The organism is Mesorhizobium sp. B4-1-3, from assembly GCF_006439355.1.
Classification (GTDB): Bacteria; Pseudomonadota; Alphaproteobacteria; order Rhizobiales; family Rhizobiaceae; genus Mesorhizobium.
This window is the reverse complement of record NZ_VFTG01000018.1, coordinates 71,537-90,464: the sequence shown is the minus strand read 5'-3', so window position 1 is coordinate 90,464 and position 18,928 is coordinate 71,537. Positions and strand designations below refer to the sequence as shown.

The 18,928-nt window shown below is 62.1% G+C and carries 17 protein-coding genes; 11 read left to right on the top strand and 6 right to left on the bottom strand.

Going from position 1 to position 18,928, the window contains the following annotated elements:
* Window position 1: 1 nt before the first annotated feature.
* From cyoB to FJW06_RS21080, 4 genes are all read left to right on the top strand, one after another.
* Window positions 2–2,005 carry a cytochrome o ubiquinol oxidase subunit I gene (gene cyoB / locus FJW06_RS21095; protein ID WP_181178485.1) on the top strand — a complete coding sequence of 668 codons (2,004 nt, stop codon included), beginning with the start codon at window positions 2–4 and terminating at the stop codon, window positions 2,003–2,005.
* Window positions 2,002–2,670 carry a cytochrome (ubi)quinol oxidase subunit III gene (locus tag FJW06_RS21090; protein ID WP_140754119.1) on the top strand — a complete coding sequence of 223 codons (669 nt, stop codon included), beginning with the start codon at window positions 2,002–2,004 and terminating at the stop codon, window positions 2,668–2,670. Before cyoB ends, FJW06_RS21090 begins: the two co-directional genes overlap by 4 nt.
* Window positions 2,667–3,077, top strand: coding sequence for a cytochrome o ubiquinol oxidase subunit IV (gene cyoD / locus FJW06_RS21085; protein WP_140754118.1), 411 nt, complete (start codon window positions 2,667–2,669; stop codon window positions 3,075–3,077). The genes FJW06_RS21090 and cyoD overlap by 4 nt, the downstream gene beginning before the upstream one ends.
* Before the next feature lie 201 nt (window positions 3,078–3,278).
* Entirely contained in the window at window positions 3,279–3,605 is a 327-nt protein-coding gene (locus FJW06_RS21080; protein WP_246674747.1) for a hypothetical protein, read from the top strand.
* A gap of 368 nt (window positions 3,606–3,973) precedes the next feature.
* Here FJW06_RS21080 and FJW06_RS21075 read toward each other — a convergent pair whose 3' ends face one another.
* Window positions 3,974–5,119: an FAD-binding oxidoreductase gene (locus tag FJW06_RS21075; protein ID WP_140754117.1), complete on the bottom strand. Its 1,146-nt coding sequence runs from the start codon at window positions 5,117–5,119 to the stop codon at window positions 3,974–3,976.
* A 147-nt stretch (window positions 5,120–5,266) separates the two neighbouring features.
* Between FJW06_RS21075 and FJW06_RS21070 the strand changes: the two genes are divergently transcribed.
* The 6 genes from FJW06_RS21070 (at window position 5,267) to FJW06_RS21045 (ending at window position 11,462) form a co-directional block, all read left to right on the top strand.
* Window positions 5,267–5,923: an XRE family transcriptional regulator gene (locus FJW06_RS21070; protein ID WP_140754116.1), complete on the top strand. Its 657-nt coding sequence runs from the start codon at window positions 5,267–5,269 to the stop codon at window positions 5,921–5,923.
* Window positions 5,924–6,045: 122 nt separating this feature from the next.
* The gene (locus tag FJW06_RS21065) at window positions 6,046–7,593 is read left to right on the top strand and encodes an ABC transporter substrate-binding protein (protein ID WP_140754115.1); all 1,548 of its coding nucleotides are present in this window, start codon (window positions 6,046–6,048) and stop codon (window positions 7,591–7,593) included.
* A gap of 17 nt (window positions 7,594–7,610) precedes the next feature.
* Window positions 7,611–8,627 carry an ABC transporter permease gene (locus FJW06_RS21060; RefSeq protein ID WP_140754114.1) on the top strand — a complete coding sequence of 339 codons (1,017 nt, stop codon included), beginning with the start codon at window positions 7,611–7,613 and terminating at the stop codon, window positions 8,625–8,627.
* Window positions 8,627–9,514 (top strand): D,D-dipeptide ABC transporter permease, encoded by an 888-nt coding sequence (gene ddpC, locus FJW06_RS21055; protein WP_140754113.1) that lies wholly within the window; start codon window positions 8,627–8,629, stop codon window positions 9,512–9,514. Before FJW06_RS21060 ends, ddpC begins: the two co-directional genes overlap by 1 nt.
* Window positions 9,511–10,506 (top strand): ABC transporter ATP-binding protein, encoded by a 996-nt coding sequence (locus FJW06_RS21050; protein WP_140754112.1) that lies wholly within the window; start codon window positions 9,511–9,513, stop codon window positions 10,504–10,506. Before ddpC ends, FJW06_RS21050 begins: the two co-directional genes overlap by 4 nt.
* Window positions 10,503–11,462 carry an ABC transporter ATP-binding protein gene (locus tag FJW06_RS21045; protein ID WP_140754111.1) on the top strand — a complete coding sequence of 320 codons (960 nt, stop codon included), beginning with the start codon at window positions 10,503–10,505 and terminating at the stop codon, window positions 11,460–11,462. Before FJW06_RS21050 ends, FJW06_RS21045 begins: the two co-directional genes overlap by 4 nt.
* 41 nt (window positions 11,463–11,503) lie before the next feature.
* Here FJW06_RS21045 and FJW06_RS21040 read toward each other — a convergent pair whose 3' ends face one another.
* On the bottom strand, window positions 11,504–12,967 hold the full coding sequence (locus FJW06_RS21040) for a M81 family metallopeptidase (RefSeq protein ID WP_140754110.1): 1,464 nt from the start codon (window positions 12,965–12,967) through the stop codon (window positions 11,504–11,506).
* Window positions 12,968–13,118: 151 nt separating this feature from the next.
* Here FJW06_RS21040 and FJW06_RS21035 point away from each other — a divergent pair, with 151 nt between their 5' ends.
* A complete protein-coding gene (locus tag FJW06_RS21035) occupies window positions 13,119–14,378 on the top strand; it encodes an amino acid deaminase (protein ID WP_140754109.1) in 1,260 nt (419 codons plus the stop codon).
* A gap of 86 nt (window positions 14,379–14,464) precedes the next feature.
* Here FJW06_RS21035 and FJW06_RS21030 read toward each other — a convergent pair whose 3' ends face one another.
* From FJW06_RS21030 to FJW06_RS21015, 4 genes are all read right to left on the bottom strand, one after another.
* A complete protein-coding gene (locus tag FJW06_RS21030; RefSeq protein WP_140754108.1) occupies window positions 14,465–15,268 on the bottom strand; it encodes a M55 family metallopeptidase in 804 nt (267 codons plus the stop codon).
* 78 nt (window positions 15,269–15,346) lie between these two features.
* Window positions 15,347–17,017, bottom strand: a complete 1,671-nt coding sequence (locus tag FJW06_RS21025; protein WP_140754107.1) for a serine hydrolase domain-containing protein — start codon at window positions 17,015–17,017, stop codon at window positions 15,347–15,349.
* Between the two features lie 18 nt (window positions 17,018–17,035).
* Window positions 17,036–17,908 (bottom strand): ABC transporter permease, encoded by an 873-nt coding sequence (locus FJW06_RS21020; RefSeq protein WP_140754106.1) that lies wholly within the window; start codon window positions 17,906–17,908, stop codon window positions 17,036–17,038.
* A complete protein-coding gene (locus tag FJW06_RS21015; RefSeq protein ID WP_246674745.1) occupies window positions 17,905–18,912 on the bottom strand; it encodes an ABC transporter permease in 1,008 nt (335 codons plus the stop codon). Before FJW06_RS21015 ends, FJW06_RS21020 begins: the two co-directional genes overlap by 4 nt.
* Window positions 18,913–18,928 lie beyond the last annotated feature (16 nt).

Sequence of the window (18,928 nt, the reverse complement as noted above, 5' to 3'; positions counted from 1 at the left end):
GATGCTCGGCAAACTCGACTGGTCGGCCATTCCCTTCGATCAGCCTATCCCGCTCGGCGCGGCCCTGGTGGTGTTCCTGGCGGCCGCCGCGGTGCTGATCTGGATCACGCTGAAAGGCTATTGGCCCTACCTCTGGCGCGAGTGGATAACCTCGGTCGATCACAAGCGCATCGGCGTCATGTACATCGTGCTGGCGGCGCTGATGCTTCTGCGCGGCTTCGTCGACGCCATAATGATGCGCACCCAGCAGGCGCTCGCCATCCATGCGCCGGGCTACCTGCCGCCGGAGCATTACGATCAGGTCTTTTCCGCGCACGGCACCATCATGATCTTCTTCGCTGCGATGCCCTTCGTCATCGGGCTGATGAACTTCGCCGTGCCGCTGCAACTCGGCATCCGCGACGTCGCCTTCCCGACATTGAATTCGGTGAGCTTCTGGCTCACGGCGACCGGCGCGCTGCTCGTCAACATCTCGCTCGTCGTCGGCGAGTTCGCGCGCACCGGCTGGCTGCCTTATGCGCCTCTTTCCGAGACGACCTATTCGCCGGGCGTTGGGGTCGACTATTATCTCTGGTCGATCCAGATCTCCGGCGTCGGTACGCTGCTCACCGGCGTCAACCTGGTGACGACCATCCTCAAGATTCGCGCGCCGGGCATGGGCTATCTGCGCATGCCGATGTTCTGCTGGACCTCGCTCGCTTCCAACCTGCTGATTGTTGCGGCCTTCCCGATCCTGACCGCCACGCTCGCCATGCTCACGCTCGATCGTTATCTCGGTTTTCACTTCTTCACCAACGAAGCCGGCGGCAACCAGATGATGTTCGTCAACCTCATCTGGGCCTGGGGTCACCCGGAAGTCTACATCCTCGTACTGCCCGCCTTCGGCATCTATTCGGAGATCTTCTCCACCTTCTCGTCGAAGCCGCTGTTCGGCTACCGCTCCATGGTCGCTGCAACCATGTTCATCTGCATCGTCTCGTTCATGGTTTGGCTGCATCATTTCTTCACCATGGGCGCCGGCGCCGACGTCAACGCGGCCTTCGGCATCGCCACCTCGGTCATTGCTGTCGGCACCGGGGTCAAGATCTACAATTGGCTCTTCACCATGTATGGCGGCCGCGTGCGCTTCGACACGCCGATGCTGTGGGCGCTGGCCTTTGTCACCACCTTCATCATCGGCGGCATGACGGGCGTGCTGCTCGCTGTCCCGCCGGCCGACTTCATGCTGCACAATTCCCTCTTCCTCGTCGCGCATTTCCACAACGTCATCATCTCGGGCGTCCTGTTCGCCGCCTTTGCGGGCTTCACCTACTGGTTCCCGAAGGCCTTCGGCTTCCGCTTGCATGAAGGCTGGGGCAAGGCTGCTTTCTGGTTCACGCTTGCCGGTTACGTTCTGGTCTTCGTGCCGCTCTACATTGTCGGCCTGCTCGGCATGACCCGCCGCCTGCAGCACATAGACATGGATCTCTGGACGCCATGGCTGATGGTGGCGGCTTTCGGCATTGCGGTGATGATCGTCGGCGCAGCATGCCAGGTCATGCAGCTCATCGTTTCGATCAGACATCGCGACGTCTTGCGTGACGAGACAGGAGACCCGTGGGACGGACGCTCGCTGGAATGGTCGACGCCCTCGCCGCCGCCCGTGTTCAACTATGCGCGGCTGCCGCATGTCGAGAATGAGGAGCCCTACTGGACCGTCAAGCAAAGGGCCGTAGACGACCAGGCGCCGGAAATCGAAGAGGGCTATGAACCTATCGAAATGCCCCGCAACAGCCCGACGGGGTTCGTCACCGCCTTCTTCAGCACGCTGATCGGCTTCGCACTGATCTGGCACATCTGGTGGCTGGCCATCGTCGGCTTCATCGGCGCCTACATCACGTTCGTCGTGTTCGCATGGCGCGAGCATGGCGACTACGAAGTCCCCGCCAGCGAGGTCGAGCGCATCGATCGCGGCACGCGAGCGGCGCAGCTTGCCTGGATGCGCAGACGGGAGCGCCCGGCATGAGCGACATCACGGCCGGCCGCGCGCCACGCGATCCGTATCGGCTGGGCCGCAGCCACAGCCATGGCCTCATCTCGGCGACCGGACATGGCGAGGGAGGCCCGGCGTCGAAGTTCGTCACGGTAGCCTATGGCTTCTGGATCTTCCTCTTGTCCGACATCATCATGTTCTCGGCTTTCTTTGCCGCTTACGCTGTTCTCTCCAAGGCGACGGCCGACGGACCGACTGGCAAGGACCTGTTCGAGCTCACGCGCGTTGCGGCGCAAACGGGTCTGCTGCTCACATCGAGCTTTACCGGCGGCCTGGCAACGCTGGCGACCCATCGCCGGTCAATGGCCGCCGCGCAATTCTGGCTGCTTGTCACCGGCTTGCTCGGCGCGGCCTTCCTGTTCCTGGAAGTGCAGGAATTCGCAACCATGGTCAACGAGCAGGCTGGACCCTCGCGCAGCGCCTTCCTCTCCGCCTTCTTCGCCCTCGTAGGCTGCCACGGCACCCATGTCGGGCTCGGCCTGCTTTGGCTCGGCACAATGATGGCTCAGCTTTGGGTGAAAGGATTCCGGCCGGAGATCTTGCGCCGGGTGCATTGCTTCAGCCTGTTCTGGCACGCGCTGGATATCATCTGGGTCGCCATCTTCACGCTGGTCTATCTCCTGGGAGTATCATCATGAGCGAAACGGACGGTCGCATTGAGCAAGCGCTCGATCACCGCGACGCAGCGCCGGGTGAAGAACGCATCGAGGAGCATGAGCTCGCAGGGGGCCTTGCAGGCTACCTGCTCGGCTTCGGCCTGGCGATCCTGTTGACCATCGCCTCGTTCCTCGCCGCGCAAACCGACCTGATCTACCAGCCGGCAGTGATCTCGGCCCTGACGGTGCTCGCCATCGCGCAGATGGGCGTGCACCTCGTCTTCTTCCTGCACATCACCACGGGGCCTGACAACACAAACAATGTCCTCGCCCTCGCCTTCGGCGTGCTGATCGTGGCGCTGGTGGTTTTGGGCTCAGTCTGGATCATGGGTCACCTGAACGAGAACATGGCAGGCATGACGCCCCATCAGGCAGCAACGATGCCTTAGCTGAAGTTGATCGGCAGGTCGGCGAAGAGCAAGCTGCGCAGCATGAAGGTCCACTCAAGGGTCATCTGCCAAGGCCACGATGCAGCCGCCGGGAAGGCAGGTGCTCAGGCGACTTGCGAAACTCCGACAACGTCCAAATCGATTTCCGCCGGTACAGCTTCGGCTTCCGAAGCTTTCGATAAGACCTGAGGATTCCCAGGAATGCAGGGGCGACGCCGGATTCGGCAACAGCTGCTCGCTGACGCTCACGAACTCAGGGAAGAAATCACCCAGCTGGAACGAGATCTGCTTTCTCCCGGGGTGGTCCTTTACGCCAACAAAGCTCACAGAAGTCAGGTATCAGATACGGCGCCGCAAGAAGGGTTCACTGCCGAAACTGCGGCCAAGGCGTTGGGAATACCGAAGCGCACGTTTGAGTGCATCGAGCAAGACAGAGGCTTCCCCTATCCGCTCCTCCTGCGCATTGCGATGGAAGGCAATGCTCTTTCACTCAAGGCAATCCAGGAGAAATTGTCGCGCAAGGATTAGCTGCCGCTGAAGTGTCATGAAGCAACGAGCGATCCTGCGCGTCGTCAAGTGATCAACCAACCGGAACAAATCAGGACCGACCCAGCATCCTTGGGCCCATAACGTTTTGGCAAATGGCAATTTTCATCAATGAAATCAATGACTATGGTGGACCCGGAGGGTGTGAGGCTAGCAAAGAAAATCAATGGCTTACAGGCTGGTTAGCCAACCCATATCCTTCGTATCGTCTCGTATGGTCTGGCGAACCTAACGACAAGACGAAGAGTTGATTTAGTTTCCGCTAGTCCACACGATCTGCACTCGAGTGACATTCGTCAATGACCAAAATGGGGCCGAACGCAGACTGTCCGATTTGAGCGAAATCTGCGTCAGTGCTGGGCAACTCTCTTTAGTCGAGAAAACCGCGACGGCGAAAGCAAGGCGGGGTCAGCACCGGTATCATAAAACTCCGCAGGTACGTCGCGTCCGGTCAAAAGCGCCGCGGCCGTCTGCCCAAGCGCGGGCGCTGTCTGGATGCCGTAGCCGCCCTGGCCGGCCAGCCAGAAGAAGCCTTCGGTATTGGCATCCCAGCCGACGGCCGGCGTCTTGTCGGAGAAGAAGGAGCGCAAGCCCGCCCAGCTGCGCGAAATGTGCCGGACCGGGATGTCGGCCGCCCGTTGCACGCGGTCGACTGCGATGGCGATATCCATTTCGTCGGGCTGCGCGTCACAGGGCTCACTCGGTGTCTCGTCGGCTGGGGACAGCAAGAGCATTCCCGACGAGGGTTTGAAGTAGAATTGCTCATCGACGTCCGTGACGGCCGGCCATGCGCCGATAGCAACTCCGGGCGGCGGCTCCACTAGCAACGCGGTCCTTCGCTTCGGCATGAGGCCAAGCGGCGCCACGCCGGCCAGCGTGGCGATCTGGTCCGCCCAAGCGCCGCCGGCGTTGACGAGCACGGGTGCCGAAAACACTCCGGCCGTGGTGGTGACCGCCCAAACGCCGTTCTTGCGTTCGATTTCAAGCACGCTGGCATCGGTCATAACCGCAGCGCCCGAGCGGCGTGCGCCGCGCAGGAAGCCCTGATGCATGGCGTCGACATCCATATCCATCGCGGCACGGTCAAGGAACCCGCTCGTCGAGTAGTCGTTGCGCAGCACGGGAATAGCGGCGCGAACCTGGTCGGGATCGAGCCACTCCATGGGGATGGCCGGTTCAGAGCCCACCTCGGCAAACTGCCTCTTCAAAGCTTCCTGGTTTTCAGGTGATCCGATGACGAGGCAGCCGCGCGGTGACAGCAGCGGCGCCTCGCAGAAGCCAGCCGGCGGCGCCATGAAGAATGCACGGCTGGCGCGCGTGAAAGCCCGGATCGCGGCGTTGCCATAGCCCTCGATGAACAGGGCGGCTGAACGCCCCGTCGTGTGCATGCCGCAATGCGGCTCGGCTTCCAGGATCGACACGCGTTTGTGCGGAGCAAGCCAGTAGGCCGCCGATGCCCCTGCCATCCCCCCGCCGATGATCAAGACGTCTTGCATGGCGAACCCTTAGCAAGCAGGGGCGGAGCGAACCAGCGTTTTTTCGTATCGACCAAAACTATTTCTGATCATAAAGTATTATTGCATGCCTGTCGACTTTCGCGAACCAGCGCTTTAAAGTGCACGAATGACGATTTCAGGTGGCTCATGAGCGATTCGAAGCCAAGTCTCGGCGAATCCCTGAAAGCGTTGCGCAGGGAAAGTGGTTGGACGTTGACACAGGTCAGCCAGATGTCGGGGCTGGCCATCTCGACCTTGTCCAAGGTCGAGAACAACCAGATGTCACTGACATACGACAAGCTGCTACAGCTGGCGCAAGGACTGAACGTGGACATCACCGAACTGTTCGGTGTGAAAAAGGCAGGCGCTCCGCCTATCGCTCGCGGTGCCAGGGTGGTGAGCAAGGTCGACGACGGCCGTATCGTCGAGACGCCGAATTACATCTACAAATTCCTCTGCACAGAGCTCTCGCGCAAGGAAATGATCCCAATGCTGGGCACCGTGACAAGCGAAAGCATCGATGCTTTTGGTGAGTTAATCCGGCATCCGGGGCAGGAATTTACCTACGTGCTTGAAGGCGAGGTAGAGCTTCATACCGATGTCTATGAGGCGCTTCGGCTGAAGGCGGGGGAATCCGTATATTTCGAAAGCACCATGGGCCATGCCTATATTAGCGTCGGCGATACGCCAGCACGCATCCTGTGCGTCTGCACCGCGGCCTCCGGTCAGTCCGAGCAGATATTGATCAGCGCCGTGAGCCAAGCCGCCGACGGCCCCGCCAGCGCCGAAATGCTTGTTGGCTAATTCGAAAAATCGCTTTCCTATCCGAAAAATCGCCTTGCCATCCATGTTACGGATGCTAGCGTGGGCAATAGCATCCGGCTCGACGCCAGAGATGCTCAATGAAAAGCTCTAGGGGAGCGCGCATGAAAATCTCTCGTCGCCTGCCGACCGCGGTATTTGCCGCGTTCGCTGCTTTCGCCTTGACCGGCCATAGCTGGGCCACGGCCAAGGATGTCCTCGTCATCGACAAGGCAGAGGATCCGCCCACCGCCGATCCCGGAGTCGAGGTCAGCAACAACGGTTATACGCTGATCTTCCCGGCCTATGAGCGTCTGGTGAAGTATGACGGGGCAAAAACGGACGTGATCCCCGAGATCGCGGAGAGCTGGACTGTAGCGCCCGACAATCTCAGTTGGACCTTCAAGCTGGCGTCCGGCCACATGTTCGATGACGGCTCGCCGGTCGATGCGGCCGCGGTCAAATATTCCTTCGACCGCGTCAAGAAACTGGCCGCCGGTCCCGGAGACATGTTCCCAACCATCAAGGACGTCGTCGTGGTCGATCCGCAGACGGTGAAGTTCGAGCTCTCGGCTCCGTTCGCGCCTTTCCTTTCGGCGCTCGCCACCTCCGCCGGGTCGATCGTGAATCCGAAAGCGCAGGACCATGCGGTCAACGGCGACGATGCCCGCGCCTGGCTCGCCGAGCACAGCGCCGGCAGCGGCGCCTTCAAGATTGCGAGCTGGGAGCGCAACCAGCAGATCACGCTTGATCCAAACCCGCACTATGCGGGCAAGGCTCCAGCCTTCAAGCAGGTTATCTTCAAGATCGTACGCGAGATGTCGTCGCGCCGGCTGCAGCTGGAGAACGGCGACGCCGATCTAATCGACCAGGTTCCCGTGGACCAGGCCGAAGCCATGAAGTCGAGCGCAGGGGTGGCTATTCAGAGCAATCCCAGCCTCTACGTCGTCTATCTTTACCTGAATAACAAGAAGGCACCGCTCGACAATCCGAAGGTGCGCCAGGCAATCTCCTACGCCGTTGACTACAAGGGCCTGGTCGATGGCGTGATGCAGGGTCAGGCCGAGCAGATGCGCGGCGCGGTACCGGACGGCATGTGGGGCCATGATCCGCAAGGCATGCAGTACAGCTACGATCTGGATAAGGCCAAGCAGTTGCTCGCCGACGCCGGCGTTTCCAACTTGCATGTCACTTATACCTATTCGCAGGCCGACTCGGCCTGGGAACCTGTCGGCCTTGCGCTGCAGGCATCGCTCGCCGAAATCGGCGTCACGCTGGATATGAAGAACGTCGCCGACACAACCAAGCGCGAGCTGGTCGCCAAGGGCGATTACGACATCTCGACCGGCGCCTGGACACCCGATTTTGCCGACCCCTTCATGTTCATGAACATATGGTTCGATCCCACCAAGATGGGCGCTCCCGGTAACCGTTCCTTCTACGAGAACCCGAAGGTCACCGACCTGATCAACAAGGCGCTGCAGACCGTCGACCAGAAGGAGCGCGAGAAGCTCTACATCGACGCCCAGAAGATCACCAACGAGGATGCGCCTTACGTGCTGCTGTTCCAGAAGAACGATATCTTCGCTATGCGCTCGTCGGTGAAGGGCTATGTTTATAACCCGATGCTGATCCAGGTGTATAACATCGCCGACATGTCGAAGTCCGAATAAGAGCCGACGCCGAAGGCATGTCATTGCTGTCCACCATCCTTCGGCGTCTCGTTCTGCTGGCCTTCGTGGTCGCGGGCGTTGCTGTAGTCACCTTCACCATCTCGCATCTTATCCCCGGCGATCCGGCACAGCTGATCGCCGGGGACAAAGCTTCCGCAGAGACGCTGGCGCATGTGCGCCAGGAGCTTGGGCTGGACAAGCCGGTCACGCAGCAGTTCGTCATCTACGTCAGGCAATTGCTGTCTGGCGATCTCGGCAATTCTCTGCGGACACGGCGGCCGGTGGCGACCGACATAGCGCTTTTCCTGCCCGCCACGCTCGAGCTCGGCATCACAGCACTGTTCATGGCAATCCTGCTCGGCGTGCCGCTCGGCGTGCTGTCAGCCATCTTCAAGGACGGCCCGGTCGACCAGGCGGCGCGCGCGGTCTCGGTGGCAGGCATATCGATGCCGGTCTTCTGGTTCGGCCTGGCGCTGATCATCGTGTTCTATGTGAAGATCCCGATCCTGCCCGGCAGCGCACGCATCGATCTCGGCGTCATCCCGCCGCCGCGTGTGACAGGCTTCTTCCTGATCGACTCGCTTGTGGCCGGCGACCTCACCGCATTTCGCTCGACGCTTTACCACCTGGTCCTGCCGGCCTTCGTGCTGGCATTCGCCAATCTCGGCATCATAACCCGCCAGATCAGGGCCTCGATGCTCGACGTGCTGCAGGAAGATTATGTGCGCACCGCTCGCGCCAACGGATTGTCGCGTTCGGCGATCATCCTGCGCCATGCGCTGCCCAATGCGCTGATCCCCTCGGTGACCTTGCTCGGCCTTGCCTTCGGCGACCTTCTTTACGGTGCCGTGTTGACCGAGACGATCTTCGCCTGGCCGGGCATGGGCAGCTATGTCGTATCGTCGATCCAGACGCTGGATTTCCCGGCGATCATGGGATTCACGATAGTCGCATCGCTTGGCTACGTCCTGATCAACCTGGCGGTCGACCTGACCTACATGGTGCTCGATCCCCAGATCCGGGAGCTCGGTTGATGACCATGGAAGCGACTGGCTTCGCCAGGCATCCGTCCGCCGCGCGCGAAGGCCTCCGCCGTCTGTGGTATAGGGTCAAGGGCAGTCCGCTCACGCTCGTCGGCGCCGGCATTGCCCTGGTCGTTTTGCTTGTCATTGTGGCGGCGCCGATCCTGGCGCCCTACCCCCCCGACCGGATCTCGCTCTCGGCGCGGCTCGCAGCGCCAAGCCTGCAGCATTTGTTCGGCACGGACGAGGTTGGCCGCGACCTGTTCTCGCGCGTTCTCTTCGGCGCGCGCGCTTCCTGCGGCATCGCGTTCGCCATCGTCATCATCTCGACCGTGGTCGGCTCGATCGTCGGCTGCCTGTCCGGCGTCGTCGGCGGCGTCGTAGACACGGCAATCATGCGCTTGATGGACGTTTTCCTTGCCCTGCCGGCGCTGATCCTGGCGATGGCTCTGGCCGCCGCTCTCGGCCCCAGCCTGTTCAACGCGATGCTCGCGGTGGCCGTCGTGCGCGTGCCGGCTTATGTGCGGCTGGCGCGCGGCCAGACGCTGGCGCTCCGCAACCGGACCTATGTGAAGGCTTCGCGCAGCTTCGGCGCTTCGCCGGCCTACCTGCTGCGCTGGCATATCTTGCCCAACGCGCTGTCGCCGATCATTGTCCAGGCAACGCTCGATCTCGGCGGCACGATCCTGACCGCGGCGGCGCTGAGCTTCATCGGCCTTGGCGCACAGCCGCCGACATCGGAATGGGGCTCGATGGTCTCGAGCGGCCGCAATTACTTTCTCGATCAATGGTGGTACATCACCTTTCCAGGTCTCGCGATCCTGGTCAGCGCCATGGGCTTCAACCTGCTGGGCGACGGCCTGCGCGACATGCTCGATCCGAGGCTTGGCGGCCGATGAGCGCGCAACGCGGCGACATTCTGCTCGACATCGACGATCTGTCGCTCGAGTTCCGCACTTTTCGCGGTGCGGTCAAGGCGCTCAACGGGATCAGCATTAAAGTGCGCGCCGGCGAGATCGTTGGCGTCGTCGGCGAGTCCGGTTGCGGCAAGTCGGTCACCATGATGGCCGCGATGCGGCTCCTGCCCAAGGGCAGCGCACGCATCACCGGCGGCGCGGTCCGCCTTTTCGGCAGCGATCCGATGAAGCTCAGCGAGCGCGAGTTGCAGCATGTTCGCGGTCGCCAGGTCTCGACAATTTTCCAGGAACCCATGAACGCCCTCAACCCGACGCGACGCATCGGCGAGCAGGTGATCGAGGTCATCCGCCGCCACCAGCGCCTCAGCAATGCCGCGGCACGACAGAAGGCGATAGGCCTGTTGCGGGACATGCTGATCAGCGAGCCGGAGCGGATCATGCAGGCCTATCCGTTCGAACTGTCGGGCGGCATGCGCCAGCGCGTGCTGATCGCCATGGCGTTTTCCTGTGAACCGAAGCTCATCATCGCCGACGAACCGACAACGGCGCTCGATGTGACCGTGCAGGCGCTGATCCTGTCCCTGATCAGGCAAAAGGCAGTCAGCACCGGCACCGCCGTCGTCTTCATCTCGCACGACATGGCGGTGGTGTCGCAGCTGTGCGACCGGCTCTACGTTCTGTACGCCGGGCGCGTCGCCGAATCCGGGACCACTGCTTCCGTTCTTGCCGCGCCCGCGCATCCTTATACCCGGGCGCTGATCCGCTGCCTGCCGGGCCTGGCCGCGCCGAAGCAACCGTTGGAACAGATACCTGGAACATTGCCCGACATGCTGAACCCGCCCCCAGGGTGCCTGTTTCGCGCGCGTTGCCGCGAAGCCGATGAGCGCTGCGTCGAGGTTCCGCCGCTCTCCGCGATCGACCCTTCGCGCCGGGCCGCGTGCTGGCGCCGCATCGAGGAGACCGAAGCCGCGTGAACTCAGACCAACCCCTGCTCGCGCTCGAAGATGTCGAGGTGCGCTACCGCGTGACCTCCGGCTGGTTCGGCGGCGCCGACGTCTATGCGGTCAATGGCGTTTCGCTCTCCGTGGCCGAAGGCGAGACGCTGGGCATTGTGGGGGAGTCAGGCTGCGGCAAGTCCACGCTGGGTCAGGCAATCGTCGGATTGACGCCCATCACCGCAGGCTCGATCAGGCTAAAGGGCGCCGATCGCGCGCAATCCAACACGCATATCCAGATCATCTTCCAGGATCCTCAATCTTCGCTTGATCCGCGCCTGCCGGTGTGGCGGCTGATCACCGAACCGCTGCACATCCGCGGCGGCTACAGTCGCACGCAATTGATCGACCGGGCGACCGAGCTTGCCGTGTCGGTCGGCCTGCGCCCCGAGCAGATCGATCGCTATCCGCATGAATTCTCCGGCGGCCAACGCCAGCGCATTGCGATCGCCCGGGCGCTCGCCGTCGAGCCGGAACTGCTGGTGCTGGACGAGCCGACATCGGCACTGGACGTCTCGGTGCAAGCGCAGATCGTCAATCTGCTGCTGACGTTGCAGGCTCAGCGCAAGCTGTCCTACGCCCTGATCTCGCATGACGTCTCGCTGGTTCGCCACGTTGCCGACCGCGTTGCCGTCATGTATCTCGGCCAGATCGTCGAGGCCGGGCTGGCACAGGAGGTGCTGGACGGTCCCCGGCATCCCTACACGAGGACGCTGCTCGAGGCCGTGCCGAGTTTCGAGCGCCCCCTAGCTACGATCGCGCCGCGCGCCGGCGAACTGCCAAGCAACCGCAAACTGCCCACAGGCTGCTATTTCAGGGACCGCTGTCCTTCCGCGACGGCGGGCTGCGAGCTGCCGCAAATACTCAAGGCTGTCGAGGGCGCGCGCACCGTGCGCTGCCACGTCGTGACCGGCGCGCTCGAAGCCCCTCGGTAACGCCGGCATCGGCATAGTTGCCCCCGGTCTGCTGACGCCGATCAGGCCGCCTCGAACGGGTCCTCCACCTTGGGCCAGTAGGGCCGCTTGAGTTTGGTGTAGGGGATCGAGGCGAAGTTGGGCTGCGTCGCACCGGGTGGGGCGCAAAACAGGATGCGCTTGGCGATCGGCGCGAAACCTGCCTGGAAATGATAGTTGGACTTAACGATGACGATGCGCCGATTGCTCGGGTCGAGGCCAAGCGCAGTCATGCAGTCGGGATGGAAGACCTGGGTCCGCACGGTGTTGATGATCAGGTCTATGCCGCCATCGGTGGTGACCCATGCCGCGTCGCCGAGCGGCCAAGGCATGGTGCCGAAACGCTGGGTCAACTCCCGCCCGAGACCCTTCACGGTGACACGCAGATCGACCGGCATGCCCGAAAAGACACCGCACTTGCCGCCGACCCGCAGATCGATGGTACCGCCGACGCCTGCCTCCACACAGAAGCGGTAGGCGATCGGATCCCAATACATGGCGCTCGCCGCATTTTCGATGCCGCGCTCTATCAGGCGTCGCAGGATATAGGTGGAATCGCCTGGAGCGCCGCCGCCGGCATTGTCTGAAACATCGGCAATCACAACCGGCCCTTCCGACTCGGCGAGCGCGATATCGAGCGCCTCGTCAATGCCGAGGAATTTCGGGATCAGATCGTTGCGCAACGCGAAGAGCCGTTTGCCGAACTTCTCCGCGGTCCGTTCGGCGAGCGGCTTGTCGTTGTCGGTAACAACCAGCATTCGCGCGCCGACATCCTCAACGTCGCCGTGCGGAAAACCATGACCCAGCGAAACCGACAGTATGCCGGGCTCGGTTTCGGCGGCGGTCATGGCATCGACGAAGTCGCGCATCGGTTGCTCCTGCACGCGGAAGGTGCTGATCATGCGGCAGTCATAGAGCGCCATCGCAGGCCGAACCTTACCCTCCACCGTGTCTACGATGATGCGATAGAGCTCGCCGGCACGGTCCATGATGTCGGTATGCGGATATTCCTTGTACGCGACGATCGCGGTGGCATTGTCGACCATCTTGCGGGTCGTATGGCAGTGCAGATCGAGTTCAGCACCGACGGGAATGTCGGGGCCGACGATTGCCCTGACATGGGCAAGCAGGTCGCCCTCGGTATCGTCATAGCCTTCCGCGACGAAAGCGCCATGCAGGGCCAGGAGCACGCAATCGACCGGCATAGCCGCCTTGAGCTCGGCCAGGATCTCGTCCCGGAAGTGCTCATAGACGTTGCGGATGGTTATGCCCCCCGGCTCGGCGCAGACACAGAGGCTTTCTACGATCTCGTGTCCGTCGGCTTCGCCGCGCTGGCGCCACACGAACAACTGGCAGGAGGGTTCGTTGAGAGCCTTCGAAGTGGCGTCGCCCCGCGCGATCCCCATCTCCTCGAAACTGCGGTAACCGGTCGGGATGGGCGCGAACGTGTTGGTCTCGGTATCCATGCCGGCGATGAAAATGCGCATTTCGTTATTCCAGCCTGTCTTTCGTTTAAGAAAAATCTTTTCTCATCATCAAACTATTATATGATTTCCGCAAGGCGTCCGGATCATGTAACGACCGGCGCCGAGTCGCGCCGGCGCGGCTTTGGCAGGGTGGCAGGGGATCGGAAGTCACATGGATCTTGGAGTGCTTGACGATCTGGTGCTGGACGAGACCACCAAGGGCATTCCGCCTGGCGCTGTGGTCCGTCTTAACGACGTTGCGTCGAAGGGCTGGAACTTGTTGCGCGGCGACGTGCCGTTGCCGGCGGCGGTCATCAAGGAGTCCGCGCTCGATCACAATTCGCGCTGGATGCAGCGCTTTCTCGCCAAGCGCGACGCGGTGATCGCGCCGCACGTCAAGACGACGATGTGTCCGCAGATCATGCAACGCCAGTTGCGCGACGGCGCATGGGGCGTGACCGTCGCGACGTTGCACCAGATCAAGGTTTGCCGCCGGTTCGGCATCGATCGCATCGTGCTGGCCAACCAGCTCGTCGGACGGTTGGAGCTGGATGCATTGGTCGCCGAGCTGAATGCTTCGCCAGACCTCGATTTCTACATGCTGGTCGACAGCCTCGATGCCGTGCGCCTGGCGAGCGAGGCAGTCCGGCGAGCTGGAGAGAAGTCGCGGCCCATCCAGGTGCTGGTCGAGCGCGGCTACCTTGGCGGCCGCACCGGCTGCCGAGACAACAAGACGGCGCTCGAGGTGGCACGCGCCGCGCAAGCCGCCCCTCAACTGCGGCTTTGCGGCGTCGAGGCGTTTGAGGGTTTGATCAAGCCGAAGGATGGCGGCCCGGCAAAGGCCGTTGCCGATTTCGTCGACGAGATCGGCGTCCTCTACAATGCGTGCGCGAGCCAAAACCTGTTCGAACGCGAGCCGCCGATCGTGACAGCCGGCGGCTCTTCGTTCTATGACGTCGTTGTCGACCGGCTCGCCGGCAGCGGCGCCCAGGTGATGACCCGCAGCGGTTGCTATGTCAGCCATGACAGCGGCGTCTACGAGGCAGAGCAGAAGCGCATTCTTGCCGCGACGGGCGAGAACGAAGGACTGATCAACGCGTTGGAGGTCTGGACCTTCGTGCAATCCTGTCCGGAGCCCGGGCTGGTGATCCTGACGGCCGGCAAGCGGGACTTTGGCACCGATTCCGGACTGCCGGTGCCCCTGCTCGTCTCGCGCGACGGGACGTCGCCTCAATGGCTGAGCGGCTGCGAGATCTTCGCCAGCAACGACCAGCACGCTTATATGCACGTCCCGGAAACGGTTTCGGTGAAGGTCGGGGATCGTATCGGACTTGCTGTGTCGCACCCCTGCACAACCTTCGACAAATGGCAGATTCTGTTCCTGGTCAATGACGCCTATGACATTGTCGGCGCGCTGAAGACCTTTTTCTGACGATCGCCCGAAACCGAACGGTTACGGGCTGCGACCGGCAGGACATGCCGGTACAACCCGCTGCAGATCGGCGGCCGGAGTGCCAATCAACTCAAGACGATGAACCGGATGGCGCGCTGAATGTCGAAGAAATCGTCCGCCTCGAAGCGTAGCGTGCGCGGGGCCGGATGCTGGATGCCAGGATACCAGCTTCCCTTGTAGGCTTCGATCGGGGTCGTGTATTCGACAATGAGCTCGAACCTGTCCGCCAGTTTCGGCAGGCATTTCGACAAATCGCGCGACAGCGAGGCTTCCACCGTTTCTCGGATCGCCTTCACGGCGCCTTGCGGCGAGAGTGAGGACGTGGCCGGCCCGAACCCTTCGCTGGTCGCGACGGTAGCGATTTCCGGCACCAGCGCCCTCGCCTCGCCGCACATGCCGGCATCACCCGACAGGAACACGGAGGGCACGCCGTAACGGGCGGCGCAATGCGCGTTAAGCGTATACTCGGAGGCCACTTCCCCGTTGATCAGCATTCTGGAAACGGTGCCGGTCAACGTGTGCGCCAGCGGGTTCGTGTCGGTGCCGGCCTTGTTGTGGTAGCCCGTATAGAGAGCGGCGTCGAAGCTCTTGTCGATGCCGAACATCATTGCGTCCGGGTGGCCGCTCCAGCCTCGCACGATGCGCACATAGGCCGGCAGCTTGGACAGGATCAGATTGCGCGCGGTCGAGTGGGCGTCCTTGACGACGACTTCGCTCGCACCCGCCGCCTTTGCGCCCTCGCAGGCCGCGACGAGCTCGTCCGTCATGTATTCGCGGAACTCGGCATAGTCGGGATTGCCCTTGCGCGCCTCGTCCCAGTTGGTGATACCCGCCGTGCCTTCGATGTCGGCGCTGATGAAGATTTTCATGCCCTTGCCTTTCAATGTCTGAGAAGTCGTCGGCTGCGGCTTGTGCCGTCGCCGAGGTGAGAACCTGCCGCTTGTCCTTCAGGCCGCCATTTCGGCCTGACGGCGCACAAGGAACATGGGACCGACCCGAATGCCGCGGCGTCCGTTGTCGTCGATGGCGTCCAGCTCGAGGATTTCTTCTTCGTAGAGCAGCCCATGCATGCGGAACCTGCCGGCATCCACCGGCTCGCATGTGTGGGTGCAGAAATACTCGATCAGGCACTTCAACTCACCGTGGCTGTAGGTCAGATAGGTGATGTTGAAGTCAGGCCCATACTCGCCGAGATGCGGCGCGATCTCAGGCGGCACCTTTTCGACAGGCAGGGTTTCGACGCGCGACCAGTTCGCCCCTTTCCAGGCCAATTGATTGGCCCCGGAGAAGGAGAGGCTCATATGCGCATAGTCGGCCCCGCGACCATATATGCGTCCGTCGATGACGAAGTCGTCGCCCGAGACAGGGCGGATCTGGAGCGGCACACCCTCACCCATCAGATAAAGCTTGCCGTGCTTGCTCTTCACCTCGACGACCTCGCCGCTCGTCTCATGGCGATAGAGACCGGGCAGGCGCGCGAACTGATCCTCGCTGATGGGCGGCGGAGTCTGGCTGCGTTCGGGCATACGCCCCATGCCCTGACTGGCAAGAGCGATACGAAGGCCATCGCCCGCGAGCCGTGAGGTTATCTCATTGGCGAAATCAAGCGTGGCGAAAATCAGCACGCCCAGACCGGCCCTGGGCAAGATCATCATCTGCGACGCATAACCATAGACCGCACCGCCATGCCCAACGGAGGTCCATCCGTCCATATCGCCGACGCCAAAACAAAGGCCGTAGCCGTTCAGATCTTTGTTGTGCCCTTCGGGGCGCTTGCCGATCGGCGTCCACATCTTGCGAAGCGACGCCGGACTGACGATGGAGTGGCCATCTGGTGCAAAACCGCCACGCAAGAGGCATTGCGTATAGCTCGCCATGTCCGATGTGGTGGAGAAGATATTGCCGGCGGGCGATCCGCCGAGATTGAACACCGGCGCCGGGCTGTCCCCGTCGAGCGTCCACATATCCGCCGGCGCAAGTCTTTCACGGATGCCGGGCGCCATTCCTGATGACGTGTCCTTCATGCCCAGCGGCTTCAGGATGTTCTCGGTGATATAGTCGGAATAGCTTTTGCGCGTCACCCGCTCGATCACCATGCCGACCACTGCGATGCCGGCATTCGAATAGTGCATGATGCCGGCGCTGGGATCCTGCTTCAGGGTGGATGTGGCGAGCTCGGCGACCGTGTCGGCCAGCGGCGGCTTGTGCGAATCCAGATAATGTCCGCTCTTCGGCTCGCGCACGATGCCGGCGGTGTGACTCATCAGCTTGCTCAAGCTGATCTGGGAACCGTGTGGCCCGCTTTCGCGCCCGGCGAACGGATTGACCGGACGGAAGCCCGGCAAATACTCCGAGACATCGACGTCCAAGTCGACGAGCCCCTGTTCGACAAGTTGCATGATGGCAACCGACGTGAAGGTCTTGGTGATGGAGCCGATGCGAAAACAGGTATCGTCCTTCATGTCGAAGTGACGATCGTGCCGCTGGATGTGGCCATGCGCCATAAGGCCGTCCCTGTCCACCAGTGCATAGGAGATCGAGGGTATCGCCTTGTCCTCGACCTCGTGGCGGATCAGATCATCAAAGAGCTCGATGGCGCGGTTGGAAAGCGAAGACACGGGGGAACTCCCTTATTTTCAATCGGTATGGCGTGGGTCGAGAATGTCGCGCAGTGCATCGCCGACGAGGTTCCATGCCAGCACGAAGAGGAAGATCGCGGCGCCGGGGAAAGCGAGCGTGTACCAGTACTGGAACGGATTGCCGGGCTGACCGACGATCCAGTTGCGCGCGTAGGCGATGAACTGGCCCCAGTCGGCATAGCCCTCTTCGGTGCCGACGCCCAGGAAGCTCAGGGCCGACGCCGTGAGCACCATTGAACCCGTGGCCATTGTCGCCAGCACGAGCACGGGAAAGAATGCGTTGGGCAGGATGTGGAACACGATCAGCCGGAAGTCGCCGGCGCCGTAGCTTCTTGCCGCGTTCACGAAATCCATCTCGCGGATGCGCAGGATTTCGCTGCGCACGATACGCGCATAGCCCATCCATCCGAAGGTCGTCAGGGCAATGGTTATCGGGCCGAGCCCCTTGCCGAGCAGTGCGGTCAGGACCATGGCGGCGATCAAAAAAGGAACCGCCATGAACACGTCGACGATACGCATCAGGACCTCGTCGACGACGCCGCCATAATAGGCCGCGACCGAACCGATGATGGTTCCGATCAGAACCGAGACGGCAACGACGCCGAGGCCAATCTTGAAGGCCGTGCGGGTACCCCAGACGACAGCGTAGTAGATGTCATATTGGCCTTCGGTGGTTCCGAAAATCGCCTCGGGCGATGGTGGCTGCGGCGTCGCCAGGAAACCCGCGCGCGGCGTGTCGTAGACCGACATCTGGAATTCCTGCGGCGGCGCCAGCACCGGCGCGAAGATCGCGATCAGCACGAAGGCGAGCAACAGGAGCACGCCGATCAACGAAATGGGATTGCGCTTCAGATAGCCAAGCGCTCTCATCGCGTCTTTACCCTCGGATCGAGCAGCGGATAGATCATGTCGACGGCCAGGTTCAGCAGTACGAGAACCACCGCGAAATAGAGACCGAAGCCAAGCACGGCGGGAAAGTCGAGATTGGCGGCGGTTTTGGCCGCGAACTGGCCGAGCCCGGCGTAGTCGAAGATGGTTTCGGTGATGACGACGCCGCCCATCATGGCGGCGAGTTCCATTCCGGCAATCGTCGTGACCGGAAGAAGCGCGTTGCGTCGTGCATGATGCAACTCCACCACCCGCCTCGGCATGCCCTTTGCGCGCGCCGTGCGGACATAATCCTGGCGCAGGGTCTCCAGCATCGAGGTGCGCATGACGCGCGTCATGTTGGCGAGGTTGACGTAGGTCAACGTGATGACCGGGGCGGCAAGATGCCTAAGCGAGTCCCAGAAGATGGCGAGATTGCCGTTGAGTAGCGCGTCGATCGTGTTCGCGCCGGTGTAGCGGGTGAAGCCGGGAGACGTGACGGCCGCCTGCGCCCACTGGCTGAGGCGGCCGGGCGGAAACCAGTCGAGCGCCGAATAGAAGATCAGCAGCATCAGCAGTCCGAAAACATACACGGGGAAGGACCAGCCGAGGATGGTGAAGATCCGGATCAGGTGGTCCGGCCAGCGGTTGAGATGAATGCCGGCCCGCGAGCCCAGATAGATGGCCAGCAGAAACCCTGGGATGAAGGCCAGAAGCACCAGTTCCAGCGTCGCTGGCAAAAGCGACGCCAGCGCATGGGCGACGGGCTGCCGCGCGGTCTCCGACCAGCCCAGGTTGCCGGTCAGGATGTTGCCGATCCAGCGTCCGTATTGAACGTAAAAAGGATCGTTCAGCCCATACTGCTCGATCATCCTGCGAATGCTGTCCTGACCACCCTTGAGGAAGTCGGGCGACGGCGCGTAAGCGGCCAGGCGCTGCGTCGGCGACAGCGACATCTGCAGCGCAAAAAGCATCAGCGACAGGGCGAAGAGGACGACAGGCAACATCAGTAGCCGCCGCAAA